At 62.8% G+C, this 24,098-nt stretch carries 23 protein-coding genes; 15 read left to right on the top strand and 8 right to left on the bottom strand.

Translation table 11 applies throughout. The features are described from left to right. Nucleotides 1–8 precede the first annotated feature (8 nt). From O7B34_RS01680 to O7B34_RS01655, 6 genes are all read left to right on the top strand, one after another. The gene (locus tag O7B34_RS01680) at nt 9–992 is read left to right on the top strand and encodes an aldo/keto reductase (RefSeq protein WP_337144633.1); all 984 of its coding nucleotides are present in this window, start codon (nt 9–11) and stop codon (nt 990–992) included. A gap of 263 nt (nt 993–1,255) precedes the next feature. After that, nucleotides 1,256–1,420 (top strand): hypothetical protein, encoded by a 165-nt coding sequence (locus O7B34_RS01675; RefSeq protein ID WP_337107304.1) that lies wholly within the window; start codon nt 1,256–1,258, stop codon nt 1,418–1,420. 171 nt (nt 1,421–1,591) lie between these two features. Beyond that, a complete protein-coding gene (locus O7B34_RS01670) occupies nt 1,592–2,341 on the top strand; it encodes a Crp/Fnr family transcriptional regulator (protein WP_337139492.1) in 750 nt (249 codons plus the stop codon). A 537-nt stretch (nt 2,342–2,878) separates the two neighbouring features. After that, nucleotides 2,879–3,253 carry a DUF2231 domain-containing protein gene (locus tag O7B34_RS01665; RefSeq protein WP_337144632.1) on the top strand — a complete coding sequence of 125 codons (375 nt, stop codon included), beginning with the start codon at nt 2,879–2,881 and terminating at the stop codon, nt 3,251–3,253. Between the two features lie 5 nt (nt 3,254–3,258). Beyond that, a complete protein-coding gene (locus O7B34_RS01660) occupies nt 3,259–4,599 on the top strand; it encodes a PQQ-dependent sugar dehydrogenase (RefSeq protein ID WP_442920942.1) in 1,341 nt (446 codons plus the stop codon). A 144-nt stretch (nt 4,600–4,743) separates the two neighbouring features. Further along, the gene (locus O7B34_RS01655) at nt 4,744–4,962 is read left to right on the top strand and encodes a hypothetical protein (protein WP_337144630.1); all 219 of its coding nucleotides are present in this window, start codon (nt 4,744–4,746) and stop codon (nt 4,960–4,962) included. Nucleotides 4,963–5,128: 166 nt separating this feature from the next. On the opposite strand, the gene O7B34_RS01650 is transcribed toward O7B34_RS01655, so the two are convergent. Together O7B34_RS01650 and O7B34_RS01645 are read right to left on the bottom strand one after the other, a co-directional pair. Beyond that, on the bottom strand, nt 5,129–5,386 hold the full coding sequence (locus O7B34_RS01650; protein ID WP_337144629.1) for a hypothetical protein: 258 nt from the start codon (nt 5,384–5,386) through the stop codon (nt 5,129–5,131). Between the two features lie 244 nt (nt 5,387–5,630). Then, nucleotides 5,631–6,047 (bottom strand): HD domain-containing protein, encoded by a 417-nt coding sequence (locus O7B34_RS01645; RefSeq protein ID WP_027144822.1) that lies wholly within the window; start codon nt 6,045–6,047, stop codon nt 5,631–5,633. A 460-nt stretch (nt 6,048–6,507) separates the two neighbouring features. On the opposite strand from O7B34_RS01645, the gene O7B34_RS01640 reads away from it, so the two are divergent. From O7B34_RS01640 to O7B34_RS01630, 3 genes are all read left to right on the top strand, one after another. Continuing rightward, nucleotides 6,508–7,491, top strand: a complete 984-nt coding sequence (locus O7B34_RS01640) for an ABC transporter substrate-binding protein (protein WP_337144628.1) — start codon at nt 6,508–6,510, stop codon at nt 7,489–7,491. Between the two features lie 93 nt (nt 7,492–7,584). Beyond that, nucleotides 7,585–8,388: an ABC transporter permease gene (locus O7B34_RS01635; RefSeq protein WP_337144627.1), complete on the top strand. Its 804-nt coding sequence runs from the start codon at nt 7,585–7,587 to the stop codon at nt 8,386–8,388. A 122-nt stretch (nt 8,389–8,510) separates the two neighbouring features. Further along, nucleotides 8,511–9,269 carry an ABC transporter ATP-binding protein gene (locus O7B34_RS01630; RefSeq protein WP_337145182.1) on the top strand — a complete coding sequence of 253 codons (759 nt, stop codon included), beginning with the start codon at nt 8,511–8,513 and terminating at the stop codon, nt 9,267–9,269. A gap of 136 nt (nt 9,270–9,405) precedes the next feature. Here O7B34_RS01630 and O7B34_RS01625 read toward each other — a convergent pair whose 3' ends face one another. Continuing rightward, nucleotides 9,406–11,025, bottom strand: coding sequence for a GMC family oxidoreductase (locus tag O7B34_RS01625; RefSeq protein ID WP_337144626.1), 1,620 nt, complete (start codon nt 11,023–11,025; stop codon nt 9,406–9,408). A 385-nt stretch (nt 11,026–11,410) separates the two neighbouring features. Here O7B34_RS01625 and O7B34_RS01620 point away from each other — a divergent pair, with 385 nt between their 5' ends. From O7B34_RS01620 to O7B34_RS01600, 5 genes are read left to right on the top strand one after another with little or no spacing between them, the layout of a single operon-like run. Then, entirely contained in the window at nt 11,411–12,685 is a 1,275-nt protein-coding gene (locus O7B34_RS01620) for a flavin-containing monooxygenase (protein ID WP_337145181.1), read from the top strand. 44 nt (nt 12,686–12,729) lie between these two features. Beyond that, nucleotides 12,730–13,194 carry a RidA family protein gene (locus O7B34_RS01615; RefSeq protein WP_337144625.1) on the top strand — a complete coding sequence of 155 codons (465 nt, stop codon included), beginning with the start codon at nt 12,730–12,732 and terminating at the stop codon, nt 13,192–13,194. A gap of 5 nt (nt 13,195–13,199) precedes the next feature. Continuing rightward, the gene (locus O7B34_RS01610; protein WP_337144624.1) at nt 13,200–13,874 is read left to right on the top strand and encodes a DUF1028 domain-containing protein; all 675 of its coding nucleotides are present in this window, start codon (nt 13,200–13,202) and stop codon (nt 13,872–13,874) included. A gap of 21 nt (nt 13,875–13,895) precedes the next feature. After that, nucleotides 13,896–15,386, top strand: a complete 1,491-nt coding sequence (locus tag O7B34_RS01605; RefSeq protein ID WP_337144623.1) for an aldehyde dehydrogenase — start codon at nt 13,896–13,898, stop codon at nt 15,384–15,386. Between the two features lie 49 nt (nt 15,387–15,435). Continuing rightward, nucleotides 15,436–16,371, top strand: coding sequence for a LysR family transcriptional regulator (locus O7B34_RS01600; RefSeq protein ID WP_337144622.1), 936 nt, complete (start codon nt 15,436–15,438; stop codon nt 16,369–16,371). Nucleotides 16,372–16,386: 15 nt separating this feature from the next. Here the strand turns inward: O7B34_RS01600 and argE are convergent, their stop codons facing one another. Continuing rightward, complete coding sequence (argE, locus tag O7B34_RS01595; RefSeq protein ID WP_337144621.1) at nt 16,387–17,547, bottom strand: acetylornithine deacetylase; 1,161 nt, start codon at nt 17,545–17,547, stop codon at nt 16,387–16,389. A 223-nt stretch (nt 17,548–17,770) separates the two neighbouring features. Between argE and O7B34_RS01590 the strand changes: the two genes are divergently transcribed. Continuing rightward, on the top strand, nt 17,771–19,840 hold the full coding sequence (locus O7B34_RS01590) for an oxidoreductase (protein WP_337144620.1): 2,070 nt from the start codon (nt 17,771–17,773) through the stop codon (nt 19,838–19,840). A gap of 123 nt (nt 19,841–19,963) precedes the next feature. Here O7B34_RS01590 and O7B34_RS01585 read toward each other — a convergent pair whose 3' ends face one another. The 4 genes from O7B34_RS01585 to O7B34_RS01570 all read right to left on the bottom strand — a co-directional run bounded on the left by O7B34_RS01585 (nt 19,964) and on the right by O7B34_RS01570 (nt 24,027). After that, nucleotides 19,964–20,989 carry an ABC transporter ATP-binding protein gene (locus O7B34_RS01585; protein ID WP_337144619.1) on the bottom strand — a complete coding sequence of 342 codons (1,026 nt, stop codon included), beginning with the start codon at nt 20,987–20,989 and terminating at the stop codon, nt 19,964–19,966. Between the two features lie 8 nt (nt 20,990–20,997). Further along, nucleotides 20,998–21,840 carry a carbohydrate ABC transporter permease gene (locus tag O7B34_RS01580; protein WP_337139512.1) on the bottom strand — a complete coding sequence of 281 codons (843 nt, stop codon included), beginning with the start codon at nt 21,838–21,840 and terminating at the stop codon, nt 20,998–21,000. Beyond that, nucleotides 21,837–22,691 (bottom strand): carbohydrate ABC transporter permease, encoded by an 855-nt coding sequence (locus O7B34_RS01575; protein ID WP_337145180.1) that lies wholly within the window; start codon nt 22,689–22,691, stop codon nt 21,837–21,839. The genes O7B34_RS01580 and O7B34_RS01575 overlap by 4 nt, the downstream gene beginning before the upstream one ends. A gap of 91 nt (nt 22,692–22,782) precedes the next feature. Next, nucleotides 22,783–24,027, bottom strand: a complete 1,245-nt coding sequence (locus O7B34_RS01570) for an ABC transporter substrate-binding protein (RefSeq protein WP_337144618.1) — start codon at nt 24,025–24,027, stop codon at nt 22,783–22,785. Between the last annotated feature and the right edge of the window lie 71 nt (nt 24,028–24,098).

Below are 24,098 nucleotides of genomic sequence, written 5' to 3'. Positions count from 1 at the left end.
AGGCGGGCATGCAGATGATGAAGCTTTGGGACGGCCGCTCGGTACCGCGCATCGGCATCGGCACCTGGGCGGCGGGTGGCGCGGCGCGCTGGCATGACACGGCGACCATCTATGGCGAGGTCGACGACGTCAGGTCGCAAGCCGCATTGGCGATGGCCTATGACATCGGCGCGCGGGTGTTCGACACGGCTGCCGCCTATGGCGCCGGCAATGCCGAGCTGATCCTTGGGCGGGCGTTGAAGGGCAAGGACGAAGCGGTCATCGTCACCAAGGTCGGCTATTTCGGCGATCCCGAAACGCGCAAGATCGCTCCCGAGGATGCCTCTGCCGCGGCGATCCGGACTTCGATCGACAATTCGCGGCAGCGACTGCAGCGCGATTGTATCGACGTCGCGCTGCTGCATATCAACGAGTACCCGATCGAGCGCGCCGGCGAGGTGTTCGATACGCTCGGCCTGCTGCACCAGGAGGGCAAGATCGGCGGCTTCGGCTGGAGCACCGATCACCGCGAACGACTTGCCGCCTACGCGCCGCGCGAGGGTTTCGTGGCCGTGGAGAATGACTTCAATGTATTTACCCCGGCAAACGAGCTGATGGCCGTTGCGGCGCGCGAAGACCTCGTCTCGTTCAGCCGGCTGCCCTTGGCAATGGGGCTGCTCACCGGCAAATACACGCCGGCCATGAAGCTGCCCGCCGATGACGTGCGCGGCGGGAATGCCGAATGGATGGTGTTTTTCAGGGATGGCGCCGCCAACCCGCACTATCTGTCAAGGCTCGCGGCAATCCGCGACCTGCTCACCTCGGGCGGGCGCACGCTTGCTCAGGGCGCGCTCGGCTGGATCCTCGCCAAGTCGGCAATCGCCTTGCCGGTTCCCGGCTTCACGCGGCCCGAGCAGGTCGAGGACAATCTCGGTGCGCTGGAAAAAGGGCCGCTGCCGGCAGCGGTGATGGCCGAGATCGACGCCGTGCTGAATATCGCCGAGACCGCCTGACATTGCAGTCCGAAATTCGCATCACCTCGGAGCAGAACTGCACACCGAGCTGATACCGATTGAAAATCGGCGAATGTCATCTGCAATGAGCTTCTGGGCGAAAACAACCGGGCACGGTTTAGTCGCCCGAACGGGCTCGGTTCGAATTGATTCGCCAAGTTCAGTGCGAAGGCGTACAAAAAGGGGGTCGTCAGCAGCACGATACGGGCGTTGACGCTTGGGAGCGACCATCGCACTCCTGCCCAGCGTGAGGCTAGGATGTCATGGCGAAAGACCCCGAGCGCCCCGGTCTAGCGGCCGAAGCCGTGCGTGCACTTGCCCGTGAATCGGGCGCTACGGAACAGCAGATACGCGACATAGTGTTCCTGATAGGCTTCGACCGCTCCTCTATCCTCAGGGAAGCTCGCCTTCTGGCGAAGGATCGATAGCCGACGAAACCTGCGATTTGTCCACAGCAGCTACTGTCGGTTTCATACCGACACGGCCGCCTGCCTAGTGCTGGCCGGGTGGGACAGTTTATGTTTTGCCACCGTCCGCTCGTTCGAGGGGCGCGGGCGGCCGAGAGATCCCAGTGCTCTTGCCCAAGTGGAGAGCGTCTCGTGGATCACAAGGTTCTGCAGGCCAGGAGCGAGTTGTTGCGCCGGATGAGCGCGGACGATTTCGAGCGGCTGCGGCCACATCTCAAGAGCGTTTTTCTGGAATTGCGATCACCGTTGGAGAACGAAGGCCAAAAGATCGAGGCCGTCTATTTCTTGGAGAGTGGCATCGCATCGGTCGTCGCCAAGGCTTCAGCGACGGCGGAATCAGAGGTAGGAATAATCGGCTTCGAAGGCATGACCGGTTCGGCGCTGATCATGGGCGATGAGCTGGCAAGCTTCGATTGTTACATCCAGTCGACGAGCGAAGCGCTGCGGATGAGCGCCGCGCCATTCCTCGAAGCCTTGGAAGACAGCCCTACCTTGCGGCCGTTCCTGTTGCGCTACGTCCAGTATCTCCACATCCAGACGAGCTACACGGCATCGATCAACGCGCGGCACAGCCTCGAGGTCCGGCTGGCGAGATGGCTTCTGATGTGCAGCGACCGGACCATCGGCGACAGGCTTATGATAACCCACGAGTTCCTTTCCGTCATGCTGGGCGTCAGGCGCCCCGGGGTCACCGTCGGGCTTCAGACAATCGAGAGCCATGGCTACATCCGAGCCCGCCGCGGCGAAATCACGATCCGGGATCGGAAAGGTCTCATGACGCTGGCACGGGACTCTTACGGCGCTCCCGAACTGCAATACCGTCGGCTGGTCGGAGATCTCGGTTCAAAGAACCCCTCTAGGCAGGATCGTCCGCCCACCTGACCGCCACCATTGCCGGGGTTGGTAGGCCGGATTGTGGGCAGGAAGTGCGGGAATGGCCGGCGCGACAATGCCGGTTTGACGGCACATTGCCTAAGCTCGCGTCGGCCATTGCGGCATGGTTTGTGGATGCCGCCTAGCCAATCTAGTGATCTAGGGATGGCCGACAATAAAGGTCAAATGATTGGTAAGAAACGTACGAAGCTGAATTTTGTCTTGCACCGATGGGGTGCCACGCAAGCCTGGCGCATCGCACTCTTGGAATAGAACATAACTTCCCGCCGCTGGCCGAGCGCCGTTACCCGCTCACGTTGCGGATGTTGGCCATAGATCCCTTTGCAATGCCGGCGCCTCGCCGGCGCCGCTCATGGCCGGCACCGGTCAGGCAATCACAAGTCCTTGAACGCAAACTGTTCCCGGAACATCTCAACTCCAGGTTTGTTTGGAGCCCCAGATGCTATCTGGAGCAGGGCGGAGAAATCCATGGTCAATTCCCGATCGATGCCGGTGGTCACCAGGCGCCCGATCTATCGGGCGCCAATGGCGATCGCCAATGCCTGTTTCATCGGCACGCTTTTGACCGACCTCGCCTATTGGCGGACCGCGGAGATGATGTGGACCGATTTTTCCGCATGGCTGTTGTTAGCCGGTCTGCTGATGGGAGCGCTTGCGGTAATTGCGGCCCTTGTCGATCTCTTCACCGGTCGAATGTTCCCAGTGCGCTGGGTCTATCTGTTCGGCACCCTGGTGGTTCTTGTCCTTTCGTTCTTCAACGCGCTGGTGCACAGCCGTGATGCCTGGACGTCGGTTGTGCCGACGGGGCTCATCCTCTCCGCAGCGGCCGTGATCGTCTTGCTTCTCGTGTGGCTGCTGCGATGGAGCACGGGCCGCGCTCTCGGGGAGGTGGTCGAATGAGCGCCATGCAGGGTTCCGACAGACACATCCGGCGTGCCGTGGGGTTAGGCCTGCTCTGCGGATCGCTTCTGGCATTGCCTGCCTGCAGCGACGACGATCCAGACCCAAGCGGCCAGGTCGGGCCGGCCCCGACACTGCCTGAACCGACGCAATATCTGGTTCCGCCCATGCATGTCGCTTCGATCATCGGCTGGAAACAGGACGAGAAGCCAACGGTTGCGAAGGGTTTGCAGATCCAGGCATTCGCCAAGGGATTGAAGCATCCGCGCTCGCTCTACACCTTGCCGAACGGTGACGTTCTGGTGGTCGAGTCCGTGGCGCCGCCCGGCGCCGCTATCAAACGTCCGAAGGACCTGATCATGGGCTGGATCGAGTCCATGGCGACGTCAGGCGGCGGCACCGAGGGAAGCAACCGCATAACCTTGCTGCGCGATACGAACGGCGATGGCGTGCCCGATCTCCAGAACGTCTTCCTCGACCATCTCAATTCGCCCTTCGGCGTGGCTCTGGTCGGCAACGACCTCTATGTGGCCAACACGGATGCCATCGTGCGCTATCCCTACACGCCAGGCGATACCAAGATCACCGCCCCTGGCACCGTGCTTACGCCGCTGCCCGGCGGTCCGATCGATCACCACTGGACCAAGTCCCTCGTCGCCAGCCCGGACGGATCGCTGCTTTATGTCGGGGTCGGCTCCAATAGCAACATCACGGAGAACGGCATCCAGGCGGAGAAGGACCGCGCCGCCATCTGGGAGGTCGACAGAGCGACAGGCCGTTCGCGCATTTTCGCAAGCGGGCTGCGCAATCCCAACGGTTTGAGCTGGGAGCCGCAGAGCGGAGCGCTTTGGGCCGTTATCAACGAGCGCGACGAACTCGGTCCCAATCTGGTTCCCGACTACATGACTTCGGTCAAGGACGGCGCGTTTTATGGCTGGCCATACAGCTACTATGGCCAGCATGTCGATCCGCGGGTGATGCCGCAGCGGCCGGATCTGGTCGCCAAGGCGATCCCCCCGGACTATGCACTGAGTTCTCATGTCGCGCCCCTGGGCCTGGCATTTTACACCGGCACCAATCTGCCCGAATCCTATCGCAACGGCGCGTTTGTCGGCGAACATGGCAGCTGGAACCGAAAGCGCTTCAACGGCTACAAGGTCGTTTTCATACCGTTCAATGGAGGTCATCCCGACGGCAAGCCTCAGGACGTCGTCACCGGTTTCCTTGACAATGACAACAAGGCACATGGGCGGCCCGTGGGCGTTGCTGTCGACAAGGCCGGTGCTTTGTTGATTGCGGACGATGTTGGAAACACCGTCTGGCGCGTGACTGCCGCACCTCGTTAGCCGTTTCGGATTGCATGCGCAGGCAAGGCGCGTGATGATCTTGGCACGACTTGGTAAAAATCGTACAGTGAAAAGTCATCAAATCAAGCGCTTTTAAATACCTGCCACGCCGATATGGGCGGCGAGTCGGACGGACGAACGGCCATGTCGACAAATCCCGAACCGACCAATGTCGCCACGTCGGTGGACGCCATTCTCGATGAGTTGCAGGACAGCCCTTTCCCGTCGATGCAAGCCGCCATAGCGATGCTGCGGGAGCGGACCGGCACAGAGCGATCGGATGCCGATCTGAAAGGCTTGATCACCAAGAAAGCTGCCGTCCGGGACATTCAGCTTTTTGACGAAGGCAGCACCGCAAATTGAGCCCAAGGCTGCTCATCTAGGTTCGTTATTGATGGATGCCGCTCGCGACGAAATGCCGGATCGCGATCTGGTCAAAATCACCGAAGGTGCGCAATGACGCGGGCGCCCAGGTGTTCGGGGCATCGCTTATCCTGATTGCCGAGTGGAGCGCGTGACCTTGATCCGGTCAGCGTGGGAGTCGCTCTGGAATTTGCACCACATTTTCCGTCCCAGGCAGCTCAAAGGCCATGGCCAACCGACGCAAGGAGGCCATTTCCACGATCAGCTCTTCGATCGAACGATCCGGCAAACCCGTCTTCACTTTCTGCCTTACCCTTGCTGTGAGTTCATGAACCCGGACAGGCACGAAAAGCGCGCTGTCATCCAGCAATCTGCTGATTTCGATCACCACATCGGCGTCAATGTCTTTCGGCAATTCCCGCATGGGCGTCACCTTGGTTTCGAAGCGCCCCGAAGACGATCAGGCATTGCGCCAGAAGGCATGCCGTAGGCGGATCGATCGCCAGATTCATAAAACCACCCGCCCGGCGTGTCACGAAAAAACATTTGTACGAAAATAACCGAACCGGCTGGCGCCCGTGATCCATACGTCTTGCCCGAAATCGCGGGCTACGGCATCGGCCCATGCCGCCACCATGGCTCAATTGCCGTCAGCATCCGGGCGCCTGTCACCTGGTGAACTCGTCATCAAGAATGCGCAACGCCTCTTCGTATTTGGCCGTGGGTGCTCCGATCTGCCGCGATTGCCAGATATTGTCGGTCAGATCCGCCCGTTTTACCGGCAGCGCCAATGGGTTCGATGCAGCCCGCCGCACGAATGCAAAATAGTCCTCGCCGTCTCTGCGCGTCATGGCGTCGACCGCGGCGGCGATCGTCGGTCCAAAGCCCGCCTCTTCGAGCCTGGTCCGGCTCCAGCCTTCGCCTTTTTCCAGAACGTCGTGCAGATAGGCGACGACTTTCTGGTCCATCGTCTCGACAGCGTCGACCACCCGACGGCAATGATCTATATAGGGGCCTCCTGTCTTGTCGTGCTGCGATGCATGGGCCTGCTCCGCAATCTTGGCCGCCCGATAGAAAATACTCATCGCATCCATCTCCGCCCTTGCCCCGCGAGCCGCAGCCTTCAGGCACTGACACCGTTCCCTGGTTTCGCGGTGCGGCAAGTCCATGCGGCAGCAAAACGCCGGCCGCCGGCGTCGGTTCCTGTCCTTTAGCAGGAGCGAGTTCCCGCACGGGACGCTCGTCGGTTCCGAGCGCCATGGCATCGAGGCCGCTTCCGTTGACGGAGCCGGCGGAAATGGACCGGCAAGAGGGGCCAGAACCAGGCAGCCGATTGGGTATCGACCGCGCTTCGGTTTCGACGAAGCAATGGGCAGAAAAAGACTTCTTTTTGCGATCCGGCCCGAATGCTCTCTTGCGGACCTTAGAACACGTAAGGCTCGCTTGGGAGGCGACGCCCAAACAAGAGCGGCTGCCAAAACAGGAGCCGGCATACGCCGCTAGAATGAGGCCGATGCCGGCAACAGCCATAGGGGAACCACGACAATGAAGACATTTCGAAACTGCCTGATGAGCGCGGTCGGCGCAGGCTTGCTGGGCCTGGGGCTCGCCGCTCCTGCCAACGCCGGCGCCATCCGTCTTGGCATGACGACCTGGGTGGGCTACGGCCCGCTGTTTCTCGCCCGCGACCTTGGTTACTTCAAGGAGGCCGGCGCCGATGTCGACCTGAAGGTCATAGAAGAATCAGCACTTTACATGGCGGCGGTCGCCGGTGGCGATCTCGATGGCGCCGCCTCCACGGTCGACGAGCTGATGAAGTACCGCTCGGACGATCTCTGTTTCAAATACGTCCTGGCGCTCGACGACAGCCACGGCGGTGATGGTGTCGTCACGCAGCCCCGCGTCAAGTCGCTCAAGGATATGAAGGGTCAGCAGGTGGCCTTGAACGAGGGCTCCGTTTCCGAATTCTGGTTCAATGTGCTCCTGAAAAAGGAAGGCATGACCGAGGACGACGTCACCATCACCAACATGACCGCCGATGACGCGGCGACCGCCTTCATCGCCGGCCAGGTTCCCGCCGCCGTGACCTGGGAGCCGCATCTCACCGAAGTCCGCAAGGGCGGCAAGGGAAAGGTGCTGATCGATTCGACGACCACCCCTGGCCTGATCGTGGATGTGATCGCCCTCAAATGCGATCTCATCGAAAAGCATCCGGAGGACGTAAAAGCCCTCGTCAAGGGCTATTACAAGGCGGTCGAGTACATCAAGACCAATCCGGAAAAAGCCTATGAGATCATGGCCAAGGGCATTGGCGGCTATCTCGAAAAGCCCGAGGATTTCGCGGCCGGCGCCAAGGGCGTGCGCTACTATGACCGCGATCGTAACCTGGAATTCTTCGGCACGCCGCAGAAGAGCGAGGCGTCCGAGTTGGTGAACTTCGCGCAGGACATCTGGGGCAAGGCCGGCAAGCTCAAGATGACGATCGACGCGAAAGCCATCCTCGACACCGATTTCATCAGGGAACAGTGAGCCTTCGAGAAACCGGGGTCGGTCCACCGGGCCGCCTCCGGTTTCCCGGCAGGCCCGAGCTTCGCGCTTCAGAACATCAATGGAGGCCATCCCATGGCACAAAGGCGGACAGCGTGGACACGCCTGACGACCCCATTCGCCAACATTCCAGCCGGCACGGCAACAACACTCGCGCTGGCGATGTGGGTGGTCGTGATCGGCGGCTGGGCCCTGCTGTCCTATGGCCGCGTCGTGCCGAACATGTTCCTGCCGACGCCTGGAACCGTGCTGCAGACGACCTATCGCATGTCTCTGGACGGCAGCCTTTTTTACCACACTTTGACCAGCGCCAAGGTGGTGATCCTGGGCTTCATCGTCTCCTCGCTGATCTCGGTGCCGCTGGGATTGTGGATGGGGACATACCGGGTGGTGCAGGCGCCGCTGGAGCCGTTGGTCAATTTCATCCGCTACCTGCCCGTGACCTCCTTCGTGCCCCTGTTCATCCTTTGGATCGGCATCGGGATCGAACAGCGCATAGCGGTCATCTTCTTCGGCACCTTTTTCCAGCAGCTGGTTATGATTTCCGACTGTGCGCGCAGTGTGTCCAGGGACCTGGTCAACGCCTCCTACACTCTGGGCACCAAGCGTAGCGAAGCCGTGTGGCACGTCATTTTCCCGGCCGCGCTTCCAGCCATCCTCGACACGCTTCGCGTCACCATGGGCTGGGCCTGGACCTATCTGGTCGTGGCCGAGCTTGTCGCCGCTTCGAGCGGCCTCGGCTATATCAGCCTGAAGGCGATGCGAGGCTTTCAGGTCGATGTGATTTTCATGGCGATCGCCGCGATCGGACTTCTGGGCCTTGTCACCGACACGGCGTTCCGCATTATTCGGGCGAGGGTCGCGCCATGGGCATCCTGATGTTGAACGCAACCTCGCAAACCGCGGTCGGATCAAGGGTAGCAATGAGCGAGACCATCAAGGCGAATGATCCGGCCGGCTCGGCCGCGACGACTGGCGATCCGCGCTCGACCGGCACGACGATGGCCGTAGAGGACGTGACATTGCGTTACGGCGACGTCAACGGCGTGCTGGCACTGGACGATGTGTCGCTGAAGGTGGCCAAGAACGAATTCTGTGTGATCGTCGGCCCTTCGGGATGCGGCAAATCCAGCCTGCTCTACCTTGCGGCCGGCCTCAATGACGCGACTTCGGGCAGCATCAAGGTCGATGGCCGCGAAGTGATCGAACCCGGTCCCGACAGAGGCATGGTGTTCCAGAGCTACACCTTGTTTCCGTGGCTCACGGTGCGTGCCAACATCGAGTATGGGCCCAAGCGCAAGGGCCTGCCGGCGGGGCGGCGCAAGCAGATCGTCGACCAGTATCTAGACGAAGTCGGCCTCGCGCCCTTTGCCGACCACTACCCCGCCCAGCTTTCCGGCGGCATGAAGCAACGCGTTGCGATCGCACGCGCCCTTGCCAACGATCCGGCCGTTCTGTTGATGGACGAGCCCTTCGGCGCCCTGGACAGCCAGACGCGCGGCACCATGCAGAAACTGCTTTTGCGCGTCTGGGAGCGGCAGCAAAAGACGGTGCTGTTCGTTACCCACGATATTGACGAGGCGCTCGTCCTGGGCGATCGCGTCCTGGTGATGACGGCCAGGCCCGGCAAGATCAAGGCCGAGATCAAGGTCGACATCCCCAGGCCGCGCTCGATGGACGTGATCCTCGAACCCGAGTTCATCGCGCTCAAGCGCCGCATCCTCGGCCTTTTACACGACGAGATCGACGAGGATCATTGATGCACGTCGTCCAAACGCGTGCCCACGGGCTCGACCCGAAGGTATGCGGCGGTCTTGGGAGAACGACGTGCTTGGTTGGCGTAGTTCAACGATACCAACGCTGAGCGGGCTCAATTTCGAAAGGCGGGGCGGATCCCTACCTTTCGCCGTGATGCGCCGAGCCCAGGATCATCTCCGAGGCCTTCTGTCCGATCATCATGCTTGGCGCATTCGTGTTGCCGCCGATCAGCTTCGGTATGACTGACGCATCCGCGACCCGGAGCCCAGCCACGCCTCGCACTCTCAGCGTCGCCGGATCGACGACCGCCATCGCGTCCGTCCCCATCTTGCAGGTCCCGACAGGGTGGTAGACCGTCAGCGCTTCGGCGCGCAGATAGGCGAGGATCTCGTCGTCGCTGCGGATATCCTTGCCCGGAAGCATTTCCTTGCCACGCACCGGATCGAACTCGGATGCGGCGAGTATCTTGCGCGCGATCTTGATGCCTTCGACAAGCACCATGGCGTCGTCTTCATCGGCGAAGAAGCGATGGTCGATGAGAACGTCGCGGTGAGAACTGTCCCGTGACAATCTGATCTCACCCACGCTTTTCGGTCTGAGCACGCAGGTATGAATGGCGTAGCCGTGGCCATATTCGATGAGCCTGCCGCGATGGCTGCGATAGCCCGGCACGAAGTGGAACTGAATGTCGGGCAGGCCGTTCGCATGCCTGGTTCTCGCAAAGCCACCGGCCTCGACATAATTGGTGGTGAGCATCCCCTTTCGCCGCGCGAAATACTGGAAGGGCGCTGCCGTGATGCGGGGCAGGTTGGCAAGCGACAGGCCGAGCGTCCTGGTGCTCCTGGAGCGCACGGTGATCATGCCGTCGACATGGTCCTGCAGGTTCTTGCCGACACCCGGCAGGTCGAGAACCGGCGTGATGCCGATTTGCCGCAGCTCGTCCGCGGGGCCGATGCCGGACGCCATCAGGATCTGGGGCGAGTTGATGGCCCCGGCGCAGAGTACGATCTCGCGGCTGGCCGCGAATATTTTTTGCTGGCCATCATGGCGCACGCGCAGTCCAGTCGCGCGCCCTTCGGCGATGACGAGGTCGATCACCTCGCATGCGCTGAGCAGCGTCAGGTTCCTGCGATCGAGGACCGGACGCATGAAAGCGGTGAAGCTGCTGAAGCGCTCGCCCCGATTCTGCGTGACGTTATAGATCCCGACGCCGAACTGGCTCTCTGCATTGAAGTCTTCGTTGGCGGGCAGGCCGGCACGTTCGCCAGCCCTGACGAACATCCCGGAGAGCGCGTTCGGATCACGCGGATTGTCGACCATAAGCTCGCCGTCCGTGCCGTGATAGCGCGGGTCCTGGGCGATCAGGTTGCGCTCCAGCTTCCTGAACACAGGCAGCACGTCGCTGTAGGCCCAGCCGGCGCAGCCGAGCGCTGCCCATTCGTCATAGTCCTCCGCGGCGCCGCGAATATAGACCATGGAGTTGATCGAACTCGATCCGCCCAGCGTCTTGCCCCGGTTGACCGGAATGCTGCGGTTGTTGAGATGGGGCTGTGGCACGCCGACGAAACAATAGTCGTAATTCGGGTTGCCATAGAGCGACAGAATGCCTGCCGGCACCCTTACCCGCGGGCTGTTGTCACTGCCGCCGGCCTCTATCAGGCACACCCTGACAGACGGATCGGCGCTCAGCCGATTGGCCACCACACAGCCCGCCGAACCCGCGCCGACGACGATGTAATCATAGCTCTCGGTCTTCATGCCAGCCCCTCGAGGATGCCGGCGCTCGAGGCATTGCGGAACGGGCCGCTGCGGTAGCGCATCCTGTTCCGCAACCAGTTCCGTGCCGACCCATGCCCGGCTTCGCCCGCCACTTCGTGCGGCGCTGCGGATCCGACCGCTGAAACTGTAGATGCGTCTATCGGCGCGAGAAATTCGGAAATGGTTACGCGTGACTTCGGAGATTCGTTATGGGCGCCCACCGGCACGTGCTGCTACTTGTGAGCGCCAATAACGAGACGACCGGATGACACACGGCCTGTCTGGAGCACGGTGAAATGGATCACCCGGGGCTGCATCCGCCAGCCGCCGGAATCGGTTTCATCCGTGCGGCGGGAGCTGTCGAATGGTCAGAAGAGGACTGGGCATGTCGGTTGAGACGATAGACACGCTTGTCGTTGGCGGCGGCCAGGCGGGGGTGGCCATGAGCGAGCACCTGAGCAAGTGCGGAGTGCCTCATCTCGTCCTCGAACGTGGCCGCATCGCCGAGCGCTGGCGCACGCAGCGATGGGACTCCCTGGTTGCCAACGGCCCGGCCTGGCACGATCGCTTCCCGGGCATGGAGTTTCCGCGGACGGCCCCCGACGGCTTTCCCTCCAAGGATGAGGTCGCCGACTATTTTGTCGCTTACGCCAAGCAGATCGATGCGCCGATCCGCAGCGGCGTGGAAGTCAAACTCGTGCAAAGAAATGTCGGTCGGCCCGGCTTCCGCGTCGAGACGTCCGATGGCGTGATCGAGGCCAACAGCGTCGTTGCCGCCACCGGACCATTCCAAATCCCCGTCATTCCGCCCGTTGTCCCCGAGGAGGCTGGCATCCTGCAAATCCATTCCAGCGCGTACCGCAATCCCGCGAAATTGCCAAAGGGCGGTGTGCTGGTGGTCGGAGCGGGATCATCGGGCGTGCAGATCGCGGACGAGCTCCAGCGCGCGGGAAGGCGCGTCTATCTTTCGGTCGGCCCGCATGACCGCCCGCCGCGGGCCTATCGCGGGCGCGACTTCTGTTGGTGGCTGGGCGTTCTCGGCAAATGGGACCTCGAAACCCCAGGACCCGGCACGGAACATGTCACGATCGCGGTGAGTGGCGCGCGCGGCGGTGAAACGATCGATTTCCGCCGGCTGGCGGCGCAGGGGCTTACCCTGGTCGGCATGACTAGGACCTACCAGGACGGGCTGATGAGCTTCGCGCCTGATCTTGCGAAAAACATTGCGCGCGGCGACGCCAGCCTGATGTCGCTGCTGGATGAAGCCGACGCCTATGTCGCGCGCAACGGTCTCGACCTTCCGGAAGAGCCCGCTGCCCGCCGGATCGAACCGGATCCGGAATGCATGACCAATCCGATCGGCGAACTGCACCTGGCCAAGGCCGGGATAGCGGCGATCATCTGGGCGACGGGCTTTGCCGCTGACTACAGCTGGCTGAAGGTCGACGCCTTTGACGAGAAGGGCCGGCCCAGGCACCACCGCGGCGTCTCGATCGAGCCAGGAATCTATTTCCTGGGGCTGCCCTGGCAGTCGCGAAGAGGATCGAGTTTCATCTGGGGTGTATGGCACGACGCCAAGCACGTGGCCGACCGCATTTCGACGCAGCGCAAATATCTGGCCTACCATGCCGCCGCGAAGCGCGAGGCCGTGGACGCCTGACCAAAGCCGACGACAGCTGCGAGCCCGACCTGATGGAGACCAACATGGCGCATACGCGAATTCGCACCTTCAATACCAAGGATACCTATCCCGAGCAGAAGCTCGACAACGATCTGTGCCAGGCGGTCGTCACGCGGGGCGGCCGCACGATCTATCTGCGCGGCCAGTGTCCGCAGGATCTCGACACCGCCAACACCATCGAGAGCCACGATCCGGTCGAGCAGACCCACAAGGTCATGCAGAACATCAAGCAGCTCATCGAGGAATGCGGCGGGACGATGGAGCATCTGGTGAAGGTGGTGATCTACCTGACTGATGTGCGCCATCGCGAAGCCGTCTACCGGACGATGGGCGAATACATCAAAGGCGTGCATCCGGTTTCGACCGGCCTCGTCGTGTCGGCCCTGGCGCGGCCGGAATGGCTGGTCGAGATCGACGGCATCGCAGTTATTCCGGATGATGACAGAGCCATCATCCGGGATGATGACACAGCCATCATCCCGGACTGAGCGCCATGACCTTCTCCATCGTCGCACGGTGCCGGCGCACCGGCATGTTCGGAGTGGCGGTATCCTCGTCATCTCCGGCGGTGGCGGCCCGCTGCGCCTATGCGCAGGCGGGCGTCGGGGCGGTTGCCAGCCAGAACGTCACGGACCCGACGCTCGGGCCACGAGCGCTGGAGCTGATGGCGCGGGGCGCCTCCGCCACTGAGGCCGTCGCGATCCTGAAGCGTACGGCCGCTTTCAGCGAATACCGGCAGGTTCTGGCGGTCGACGCGGCCGGCGGCAGCGCGATCCATTCGGGGCCGAAAGCGCTCGGCATCTGGGCCGAGGCGCGCGGCGAGGACGTCGCCTGCGGCGGCAACCTGCTTGCCAGCGATAAGGTTCCGCAAGCCATGGTGGACGCCTTTCTCGCCTCCGAAGGCGATCTCGGCGACCGGCTGATCGCCACCATGCGAGCCGCGCTCGAGGCGGGCGGCGAGGCGGGACCTGTCCGCTCCGCCGGCGTGAAACTGGTGCGCGATGTCTCATGGCCCGTCGCCGACCTGCGTTGCGACTGGAGCGAGGAGTGTCCGATCGAGCAGCTGGCGACGCTGTGGGATATCTACAAGCCCCAGCTCGATGCCTATGTCACGCGCGCCCTCAATCCGTCTGGCGCGCCGAGCTACGGCGTTCCCGGTGACGAGTAGTCCCGACAATCTGGAGCCAGCATGAGCGAACTCAGTCATAAGGATTGGATCGCCAAGGCGTCGGCGATCCGTTTTCGCGACGGGGCGTTCATCGACGGCAAGACGATGCCCGCGAGCTCCGGCCGAACATTCACCAGCATCAATCCGGCTACGGGAGCAACGCTCGCCGAGGTGGCCTCCTGCGGCGAAGAGGACATCGACCTTGCCGTCGCTGCCGCGCGCCGCAGCTTCGAAGTCGGCGTTTGGTCGCGAGCGAGCCCCCAGCATCGCAAGCAAGTGCTGCTGCGGCTTGCGGAATTGCTGCGCGAGCACCTGCAGGAACTGGCGCTGCTGGAATCGCTGGATATGGGCAAGCTTGTCAAGGACGCCGCGACCATCGACGTGCCGGGATCGGCGGCGATCTTCCAGTGGTATGCAGAAGCGATAGACAAGATCTATGACGAGGTGGCGCCGACGGGCCGGGGTGACCTCGCTTTGGTACGGCGGGAGCCGCTTGGGGTCGTGGGTGCCGTCGTGCCATGGAACTTTCCGCTCGACATGGCGACCTGGAAATGCGCGCCCGCGCTGGCCGCGGGCAATTCGGTGGTGCTGAAACCCGCCGAGCAGTCGCCTCTCTCGGCACTCAGGCTGGCCGAACTCGCCATGGAGGCGGGCTTGCCGGCGGGCGTGCTCAATGTGGTGCCCGGCCTCGGCGAGACGGCCGGCCAGGCGCTTGGCCGCCATATGGATGTGGATTGCCTTGCCTTCACCGGATCGACCGCTGTCGGCAAGATGTTCCTGCAATATTCCGGCCAGTCGAACATGAAGCAGGTCTGGTTGGAGACCGGTGGCAAGAGCCCCAATCTGGTGTTCGCCGATTGCGGCGATCTGGATGCGGCCGCCGACATGGCCGCCTTCGGCATCTTCTTCAACCAGGGGCAGGTATGCTCGGCCAATTCCCGGCTTCTGGTGGAGCGCGGCATCAAGGATGCGCTGGTCGAGAAACTGGTGCGGCGGGCAGGGACGGCCCAGCCCGGCGATCCGCTCGATCCAGCATCCAGGATGGGTGCGATGGTGGACGCGCGCCACGCCGCGACCGTCATGCGTTTCATCGATGGCGGCAAGAAGTCGGCACGGCTGGTGACCGGTGGCGACCGGGTCGCCGTCGACGGGCGCGGCAGTTTTGTGCAGCCCACGATCTTCGATGACGTCTCGCCCGACGACCCGCTTGCCCGCGACGAGATATTCGGTCCGGTCCTGTCGGTGATCGCCTTCGACACCGAAGACGAGGCGCTTCGCATAGCCAACGACAGCGTCTACGGCCTGGCCGCATCGCTGTGGACCGACAGCCTGTCGCGGGCGCATCGCCTCGCGGAAAGACTGCGCGTGGGCACGGTTTCCGTGAACACGGTCGATGCGCTGAGCCCGATGACTCCCTTTGGCGGTTTCAAGCAGTCCGGCTTCGGACGCGACCTGTCGCTGCATGCGCTCGACAAATACACTGCTCTGAAGACCACCTGGATCAAGTATTGAGAATCGGCCGCGACTTGATCACCGGCTGCAAACCGGCAACATAGCCATCATGCCCCTCCGCTTCACGCTCAGACAACTTGAATATTTCGTCGCCGTTGGCGAAGCGGGTTCGATCGCCAAGGCGGCCGAGCAGGTGAACGTCTCGCCGCCGTCGATCTCGGCGTCGATCGCTCAGCTCGAAGCCGAGTTCGGCGTCCAGCTTTTCGTGCGCAAGCATTCGCATGCGCTGGCGCTGACCGCGGGCGGGCGCCTGTTCCTCAAGGAAGCCGCGCGCCTGCTCAACGACGCGGACGCGCTGCACGACATTGCCGGCGATATCGCCGAAAAGGTACGCGGACCGCTGGCGATCGGCTGCCTGCTCACTTTCGCGCAGATCGTGCTGCCGGCGCTGCGCAAGAAATTCGAGGATGCCTATCCCGATGTGCGCGTCCGGCAATTCGAGCGCAACCAGGGGCAATTGTTCGAGATGCTGCAGCGTGGCGAGATAGATGCCGCGCTGACCTACGATCTGGAGCTGTCGCAGGACATGACCTTCGAGCCGCTGATGCAGTTGCCGGCCTATGTGATGCTACCGGCCGCGCATCGCCTGGCGGCGAGGGCAGGCATCACGCCCGAGGAGCTGGTCGATGAGCCGATGGTACTGCTTGATCTGCCTTACAGCAGGGAATATTTCCTGTCGGCCTTCCAGCCCAGGGGCCTGCGGCCCAAGATCGTCGAGCGTACCGGCGACATCGCCGTGATGCGCTCGATGGTCGCCAACGGCTTCGGCTACGGCATTGCCAATATGCGGCCGCTCAACACCATGTCGCCGGACGGCAAATTGCTTGTCTTCGTGCCTCTGCTGGGAGACCTCAGGCCGCTCACATTAGGAATTGCCTTGCCGAACGCAGAGCATCGCACGCTGACGGTACAGGCGTTCATCGACCACTGTCGTCGCTTCGTCGTCGAGCAGGGCGTCTTCGGCACCGAACGCATCGTGAAGTGAGGGCTGCCGTGCGGATCACGACGGCCAGCCGTCCGTGAGCCGTTCGAGCAATCTGTCCAGCATCCCGTCGCAACGCCGCAGCTGTTCGACGCTGACAAATTCATCCGGCTTGTGTCCCTGCGCCATCGAGCCAGGTCCGCAGACGACGGCAGGCGTGCCGAGATCGCGACTGAACAATCCGCCTTCCGTGCCGAACGCGACTTTCATCGTGTCATTGGCGCCGGTCAGCGATTTGACGAAGGCCACCGCCTCCGATGCGGCCGGCGTGTCGAGGCCCGGATAGGTGTTGGTGATCTCGATTTCGATTGCGGCCTCGGCCGCGATCGAAACGGCGTCCTCGGCAATGCGTGCCGCGGCGTCGCGCAGCCTGTCCAGAATGCCGGCGGCATCGTCGGCGGCAATGTTGCGGATCTCGAAATCGACCTGGCAGAGGTTGGGCACGATGTTGAGCGCGACGCCGGCATTGATCTTGCCGACATGAACCGTCGTGTAGGGGATGTCGTAGTCGCCGTCGCGGGCGCCGTCGCGGGCCAATCGTTCCTGTTCGTCACGCAAGGCACGCACGAAATCGCAGCCGAGGTGGATGGCATTGAGCGCCAGTGGGGCGAGCGCCGAATGGCCTTCGCGTCCCCTGCAGACGGCGCGAGCGGCAAGCTTGCCCTTGTGCCCGGTCGCCACCTGCATGTTGGTCGGCTCGCCGACGATGCACAGCAGCGGGCGTTGCGGCGCCGCGCTCAGCATTTCGATCAGGTCGCGCACGCCCAGGCAGCCGACCTCCTCGTCATAGGAGAGCGCCAGATGCAACGGCGTCCGAAGCGCCATCGTGGAAGCCCTGATACAGGCGGCGAGCGCGGAGGCCACAAAACCCTTCATGTCCGCCGCGCCGCGTCCGTAAAGCTTGCCCTCGCGCTCGGTCATTTCGAAAGGCGGCAGCGTCCAGTTCTGGCCGTCGACGGGGACGACATCGGTATGGCCGGAGAGCATGACACCGGGCCTGCCGGCCGGGCCGATGGTGGCAAAGAGGTTGGCCTTGTGCCCGTCCGCGCTGTGGACGATCTGGCAGGCAACGCCGCTCGCCTCGAGCAAGTCGGCCGCATAACGGATCAGGTCGAGGTTGGAGTCGCGGCTCACCGTCGGGAAAGCGATCAGCCGTTCGAAGATCCTGATAGTGTCCATTTTCTGTCTCTCGGTAGGGTCCCGGCTGTCTAGCATCATGCCGCCGATGTTCTGAAGTCGCATTTCGCTCAGTTCCGGTTCAACACAGACTACTCCGCCCCAGTGCCGCGATTAGGCGCGTCCTAATCGGCACAGAAGAAATCCGTAGTTTTCCCGCGCCGGCTCCAATTTATGAGTAGTTTCGGCAGCACCGGGAGTGCCGACCCGGCTCGGAGGAAGCACCATGCGCGACCCACGCTACGACATCCTGTTCGAGCCGATGAAGATAGGCCCGGTGACGGCCAAGAACCGCTTCTATCAGGTTCCGCATTGCAATGGCGGCGGCTATCGCGATCCGTCCGCCGCGGCAGAGATGCGCCGCGTCAAGTCCGAAGGGGGCTGGGGCGTCATCTTCACCGAGCAGACGGAAATGCACCACACTTCCGAGATCACACCCTTCATCGAACTGCGGCTATGGGATGACGCCGACATTCCGGCTTTGGCCAAGATGGCCAAGGCCATGCACGAGCACGGCGCGTTGGCTGGCATCCAGCTCGCCTATTCCGGGATCAACGGCCCTAACCTCTACAGCAAGGAGGTGCCGCGAGGGCCGTCGGCCCTGCCGATCCGCACCTTCACCAACGATCCGGTTCAGGCGCGCGCCATGGACAAGCAGGATATTCGCGATTTGCGCCGCTGGCACCGCAATGCCTTCAAACGCGCCAAGCAGGCGGGTTTCGATCTGGTATGCCTCTATGGCGCGCACGGCTTCGGCATCATCCAGCATTTCCTGTCGACCGCCACCAACCAGCGCGTCGACGAATATGGCGGGTCGCTGGAAAACCGTTCGCGGCTGATGCGCGAGCTGATCGAAGAAGGGCGCGACGCGGTCGGCGACACGTGCGGCCTGACGCTCAGGCTGTCGCTGGACGAGATGATCGGCGAGCTCGGCTTCGCCAATTCGGAAGTCCGCGACATGATCGAGATGCATGCCGAACTGCCCGACCTGTGGGATCTCGCGCACGGCGCCTGGGAGGATTGCTCGGGCCCGTCGCGCTTCAAGGACGAGGCGGCGCAGGAAAGCCTGGTGTCGGGCATCAAGAAGCTGACCTCGAAGCCGGTCGTCGGCGTCGGCCGCTTCACTTCACCCGACGTGATGGTCAGGATGATCAGGTCGGGAACGCTCGACTTCATCGGCTGCGCCCGTCCGTCGATCGCCGATCCCTTCCTGCCGAGGAAGGTCGAGGAGGGCCGCATCGAGGACATCCGCGAATGTATCGGCTGCAACATCTGCATCACCGGCGACATGACCATGTCGATCTCGCGCTGCACGCAGAACCCGACCTTCATGGAGGAATGGCGCAAGGGCTGGCATCCGGAGCGCATGCAGGCCAAGGGCGACAGCGACAGCGTGCTGATCGTCGGCGCCGGGCCTGCCGGACTGGAGGCTGCCCGTGCGCTTGGCCTGCGCGGCTATAAAGTGGCCATCGCGGAAGCCGGCACCGAACTCGGCGGGCGTGTGGCGCGCGAAAGCAAACTTCCAGGCCTGTCGGCCTGGGGCAGGGTGCGCGACTATCGGCAGTATCAGCTCGGCCAGATGCCCGATGTCGACATCTATTTCGAAAGCCGGCTGGCGGCGGATGACATCCTGTCCTTCGGCTTCCAGAACATCGCCATCGCCACCGGATCGACCTGGCGCCGTGATGGCGTCGCGCGTGCCCATGTCGTGCCGATGCCGATCGACGTCGCGATGCCGGTCCTTACGCCCGACGATCTGATGGCCGGCAAGGTTCCAGATGGCAATGTCGTGCTGTTCGACGACGACCACTATTACATGGGCGGCGTTCTCGCCGAGCTGATGGCGCGTCAGGGAACGAAGGTGACCTTGGTGACGCCATCGGCCTATGTCTCGGACTGGACCCGCAACACGCTGGAGCAAGGGGCCATTCACCGCCGCCTGGCTGAACTCGGGGTCGATATCGTGCTCAACAGGACCGTCACGAGTATCGCTTCGGGCGGTGTCGTGACGGCTTGCGTCTACACCGGCTCGAAACAGGATCTGACGGCCGATGCGGTCGTACTTGTCACGTCGCGCAATCAGGACGACGCCGTTTGGCGCAATCTCAAGGCCCGGGAAAGCGAGTGGGCCGACGCCGGCATCCGTTCAGTCAAGGTCATCGGCGATGCCGAAGCACCGGGACCCATCGCCTGGGCAACCTATGCCGGCCATCGCTTCGCTCGCGAGCTGGACGAACCCGACATCGGCGACGCCTTGCCGTTTCGGCGGGAAGTCGCTGCACTGGCGGCGGAATAATGCATGTCGCCCGGAAGTGTCCTCGGTTCCGGGACGACGACGTGCATAAAATCAGACGCCTACAGCAGGACGGGCGAATCCTATTCGCCGCGACATGCTGTAGAACCGCCGGGGCGCGGCAGATCAGACCGCCCGCCCTTCCTGATCGAAGAAATGCAGATGCCCGGGTTCGGCCCGCAGGTCGACCTCGGCGCCGGTTTCCGGCGCCGGTCCTTGATTGTGGATGACGAGGCAGGTCTGGCCCCCGTCAAGCTCGACATGGAGGAGCGTGACGGCGCCGGTATATTCAGCGAGCCTTGCCTTGCCACGCAATGTGCCGTTCGCGGGCTGGCCCAGCGCCAGGTGCTCGGGTCGAATACCGACCGATGTGGCCGTCGCGGGGACCGATGCGCTAAGCGCCATAGGTTGTCCGTCGGCGAGCGGCAGGACGTTCATCTTGGGGCTGCCGATAAACTGGGCGACGAAGACGGTTCGCGGGCTGTCGTAGAGGTCGCGGGGCGAGCCGACCTGTTCGATCCTGCCGTCGCGCAACACCACGATCTTGTCGGCAAGCGTCATGGCCTCGATCTGGTCGTGGGTCACGTAGATCATCGTCGTCGACAGGCGCTGGTGCAACGCCGCGATCTCGGAGCGCATGTGGACACGCAGTTCGGCATCGAGGTTCGAGAGCGGCTCGTCGAAAAGGAAGACGTCCGGATTGCCGACGATGGCCCGGCCGATGGCCACGCGCTGGCGCTGGCCGCCCGACAGCTGACGCGGAAAGCGGTCGAGCAACGGTTCGAGCTTCAGCGTTGCGGCGGCTTCCGAAACGCGGCGGGCGCGTTCGCTGGCCGGCACCTTGCGCACCTTGAGGCCGAAACCCATGTTGTCGCGGACTGTCAAGTGCGGATAAAGCGCGTAGGACTGGAACACCATCGCGACTCCGCGCCTGGCCGCCGGCACCTCGTTGACCAGGCGATCGCCGATGTGGAGTTCGCCGTCGCTGATGTGCTCCAGGCCGGAGATCAGCCGCAGCAGCGTCGACTTCCCGCATCCCGATGGTCCGACGAAGACCACGAACTCGCCATCCTCGATCTCGAGATCGACGCCGCGGATGACCTCGACCGTGCCGAAATTCTTGCGGATGTCCTTGAGCAGAACCTTTGTCATGACTTCCCTTATCCCTTGACGCCGGAGAGGGCGAAGCTCTCGATGATCTGGCGCTGGGCGATCAGATAGATGATGAGGATGGGAACCACGGCCAGACTCGTCGCCGCCAGTTGCAGGTTCCACAGGGGCAGGCCGTAGCTGTCGTTGAAATTGGACAGCGCCAGCGGCAGCGTGAACTTCTCCAGCGAACTGAGGAAGATCAAGGGTTCGAGGAACAGGTTCCAAGAATGCAGGAAAGTGATGATCGCGACCGCGGCAAGGGCCGGCCGCGACATCGGCAGCGCGATCTTCAGCCAGACGCCGAAACGTGACAGCCCGTCCATCTTGCCCGCCTCCTCAAGCTCCTTGGGCAGCGCCAGGAAGAACTGGCGCATCAGGAACGTCGCCACCACGCCCTGCGGTCCGAACACCGGTAGAAGGATGAGCGGCCAGTGCGTGTCGATCAGACCCATGGCGCGGATCAGGAAGAAGTTCGGGATGATGGTGACTTCCTCCGGCACCATCAGCGCCATCACCAGGAACAGCATCAAAAGGCCAGCGCCCGCAAAGCGGATGCGCGCCAGCGCGTAGCCGGCGAGCGAGGCGATGAACAAGGTCAGCACCGTCACCGTCGCGGCAATGTAGAGCGAGTTGAAATACTGCCGCGCGAAGGGCTGATAGGTGAACACTTCCACAAAATTCTCGAAGCGCCAGACGCGGGGGATCAAGGTCGGCGTGCCGAAGATTTCGGTGGTGCTCTTGAAGCCGCCGGAAATCATCCACAAGAAGGGGAAGATGAAAGGCACCGCCACCAGCAGCAGGGCTGCGGTCCAGCAGATGCGGTACAGGATTTCGGTCAGGCGCGGGCTCACTCCATCTCCCTCCGTCGCAGCATCACCTGCACCAGGGTCAGCGCGATGACGATGACGAACATGATCAGCGCAAGCGCGGCCGCATAGCCGACATTGAAGAATTTGAAGCCCTGCTGGTAAATGTAGAACGCCAGCACCAGCGTGCCGTTTTCCGGGCCGCCACCGGTCATCTGGTAGATATGGTCGAACACCTTGAACGAACCGATCGTCGTCAGAACCATGATGACCAGCGTCGTCGGCGCAAGCAGCGGCCAGGTGATCATGCGGAAGACCTGCCAGCGCGACGCGCCCTCCAGCTTTGCGGCCTCTTCATAGTCGCGCGGTATCGATTGCAGCGCCGCGATGTAGAGGATCATGTTGAGCCCGACCATCTTGATGACGCGGGTAACGATGACCGCCGCCATCGCCCAGTTGGGCTCGCGCAGCCAGTTCGGACCGTCTATACCGATCCAGGCAAGCATCTGGTTCACGGCGCCGCCTTCACCCTGCAGCATGAATTTCCAGACGATCGCCCAGGCAATCGCCGACGTGACCACCGGCGCGAAGAAAACCGTCCGAAAGAAGACGACGCCGAAGAACGGCCGCGACAGCGCCAGCGCAAGCGAGAGCGCCAGCGCCATGTTCAGGGGTACGAGTCCCAGCGCGAAGATCACGGAATTGCGCACGACATGCCAGAAGTCGGGGTTCTCCAGCAGGACGTTGTGGAAATTGCGCAGCCCGACGAATGTCGCCTGCTGGCTGAGCAGGTTCCACTCGGTCGTCGAATAATAGAAAATGGCGACCAGCGGCCCAAGGAAGAAGATCAGGAAGCCGATCAGGGTCGGGCTGACGAACAGCCACGCCTCCAGCATTTCCCTGGTCTTCAGGGTCAGCCACGGCGCGCTCGGTGGGTGCGCCGCATTGCCCCGGGATGCCTTGCCAGTCACGAAGCGGAGCCCTGTGTCAGAGCAGCGGCTGGATGGCGGCGCAGACGCCCTTCAGTGCCTCTTCGACATTGGCGTCGGCCCGCCACAATGCGTCGACGCGCGGCGCCATCGCCGCGAAGATCTGCGGCACATGCTCATGCGAGGGGTGGACGCGGCCGTTGACGATCGCGGCTGCCACGCCCTTCATTTGCTGCGGCGGGATCAGCTTGTTGGAATTGATGAACGCATCGCTCTCCAGGACGCTCTTGCGGGCGGGCGGGAAGAACTGCGCCATGACAGCCACATTGTCCTTGCTGGTCATCTCGGCAACCAGTTGCGCGGCGAGCTCCGTGTTCTTGCCCGATGCAAAGACGGTCAGCGCGGCCTGGCCGATGACCGGAGCCTCGCCGGCCGGTCCCGAAGGCAGCGGAGCGATGCCCCATTTGAAACCCGCCTCGGGCATCTTCGAGGCCCGCGAGATCTGGTTCACGGTCATCGCCGAATTGCCGGAGAAATAGTCGCCCTGTTCTCCCGGCGGCACGATCGACTTGTCCTTGAACACCATGTCGTGCAGCTGCTTGATCGCGGTCACCGCTTCTGGCTTGTCCAGGCCGCACTGACCGTTGGCCCACAGGTCGCCGCCATAGGCGCGCACGGGTGGCAGCAAAGCGTGCGTCATGCGCGATGCGTAGCCTTCGCCGTCCTTGAACTCGAAGCCCCATTTGCCGGGATTGGCGTCGGTGACCTTCTTGGCGACCTCCTGGAATTTCTGCATGTTCCACTCGCCTTTCGCGGCGAGCTGGTTGGGGTCTTCCAGACCCGCTTTGTCGAACAGGTCCTTGTTGTAGTAGATCAGGAAAGGCGAGGTCGAGAACGGCATGCCATAGAACTTGCCGTCCTTTTGCCAGAGCGCCATAGCCGGCTCGGAGAAATCCTCGAAATTGTATCCCTCGGTCGCCTTCAGCGTTGGGCCGATGTCCATGAGCAGGCCGGCGTTCTCGAAGGCCGGTGCCGCATCCTCCATCATCCAGGCGATATCGGGGGCGTTGCCGCCGGCGACCTGGAAGGTGAGCTTCTGCGTATAGTCGGCGACCGGAACGGTCTCGAATTTCACCGTCACGCCCGGATGCTTGGCGATGAAGCCCGCGGCGATGCCGTTCAGCATCTTGAGATGGGCCTCGTTGCCCGTCCACACGGTCATCCGGAGTTCCTGGGCCGGCGACTGTGCCGACAGGGCGCACAGCGCCACGGCCGATAGTGCGAGCTTGATTGCGGTCTTCATGATTTCCTCCCGAAACATTGATCGTCCGATCAAGAACTGTGGGTGCGATATCAATCGCCCCGCAAGCGGCG

This window comes from Mesorhizobium sp. Cs1299R1N3, assembly GCF_037179625.1.
GTDB classification, from domain to species: domain Bacteria; phylum Pseudomonadota; class Alphaproteobacteria; order Rhizobiales; family Rhizobiaceae; genus Mesorhizobium; species Mesorhizobium salmacidum.
Note: the sequence above shows the minus strand (reverse complement) of the source record. Positions and strands in the feature narration are given on the sequence as shown.

Excerpts from the sequence above, each read along its gene's own strand:
- O7B34_RS01610 (WP_337144624.1), top strand. The coding sequence starts at position 13,200 with ATGACCTTCTCCATCGTCGCACGGTGCCGGCGCACCGGCATGTTCGGA.
- O7B34_RS01625 (WP_337144626.1), bottom strand. The coding sequence starts at position 11,025 with ATGAAGACCGAGAGCTATGATTACATCGTCGTCGGCGCGGGTTCGGCG.
- O7B34_RS01590 (WP_337144620.1), top strand. The coding sequence starts at position 17,771 with ATGCGCGACCCACGCTACGACATCCTGTTCGAGCCGATGAAGATAGGC.
- O7B34_RS01665 (WP_337144632.1), top strand. The coding sequence starts at position 2,879 with ATGGCGATCGCCAATGCCTGTTTCATCGGCACGCTTTTGACCGACCTC.
- O7B34_RS01600 (WP_337144622.1), top strand. The coding sequence starts at position 15,436 with ATGCCCCTCCGCTTCACGCTCAGACAACTTGAATATTTCGTCGCCGTT.
- O7B34_RS01630 (WP_337145182.1), top strand. The coding sequence starts at position 8,511 with ATGGCCGTAGAGGACGTGACATTGCGTTACGGCGACGTCAACGGCGTG.
- O7B34_RS01680 (WP_337144633.1), top strand. The coding sequence starts at position 9 with ATGCAGATGATGAAGCTTTGGGACGGCCGCTCGGTACCGCGCATCGGC.
- O7B34_RS01575 (WP_337145180.1), bottom strand. The coding sequence starts at position 22,691 with ATGCTGGAGGCGTGGCTGTTCGTCAGCCCGACCCTGATCGGCTTCCTG.
- argE (WP_337144621.1), bottom strand. The coding sequence starts at position 17,547 with ATGGACACTATCAGGATCTTCGAACGGCTGATCGCTTTCCCGACGGTG.
- O7B34_RS01585 (WP_337144619.1), bottom strand. The coding sequence starts at position 20,989 with ATGACAAAGGTTCTGCTCAAGGACATCCGCAAGAATTTCGGCACGGTC.
- O7B34_RS01640 (WP_337144628.1), top strand. The coding sequence starts at position 6,508 with ATGAAGACATTTCGAAACTGCCTGATGAGCGCGGTCGGCGCAGGCTTG.
- O7B34_RS01570 (WP_337144618.1), bottom strand. The coding sequence starts at position 24,027 with ATGAAGACCGCAATCAAGCTCGCACTATCGGCCGTGGCGCTGTGCGCC.
- O7B34_RS01650 (WP_337144629.1), bottom strand. The coding sequence starts at position 5,386 with ATGCGGGAATTGCCGAAAGACATTGACGCCGATGTGGTGATCGAAATC.
- O7B34_RS01635 (WP_337144627.1), top strand. The coding sequence starts at position 7,585 with ATGGCACAAAGGCGGACAGCGTGGACACGCCTGACGACCCCATTCGCC.
- O7B34_RS01655 (WP_337144630.1), top strand. The coding sequence starts at position 4,744 with ATGTCGACAAATCCCGAACCGACCAATGTCGCCACGTCGGTGGACGCC.
- O7B34_RS01675 (WP_337107304.1), top strand. The coding sequence starts at position 1,256 with ATGGCGAAAGACCCCGAGCGCCCCGGTCTAGCGGCCGAAGCCGTGCGT.
- O7B34_RS01615 (WP_337144625.1), top strand. The coding sequence starts at position 12,730 with ATGGCGCATACGCGAATTCGCACCTTCAATACCAAGGATACCTATCCC.
- O7B34_RS01645 (WP_027144822.1), bottom strand. The coding sequence starts at position 6,047 with ATGAGTATTTTCTATCGGGCGGCCAAGATTGCGGAGCAGGCCCATGCA.
- O7B34_RS01605 (WP_337144623.1), top strand. The coding sequence starts at position 13,896 with ATGAGCGAACTCAGTCATAAGGATTGGATCGCCAAGGCGTCGGCGATC.
- O7B34_RS01660 (WP_442920942.1), top strand. The coding sequence starts at position 3,259 with ATGCAGGGTTCCGACAGACACATCCGGCGTGCCGTGGGGTTAGGCCTG.
- O7B34_RS01620 (WP_337145181.1), top strand. The coding sequence starts at position 11,411 with ATGTCGGTTGAGACGATAGACACGCTTGTCGTTGGCGGCGGCCAGGCG.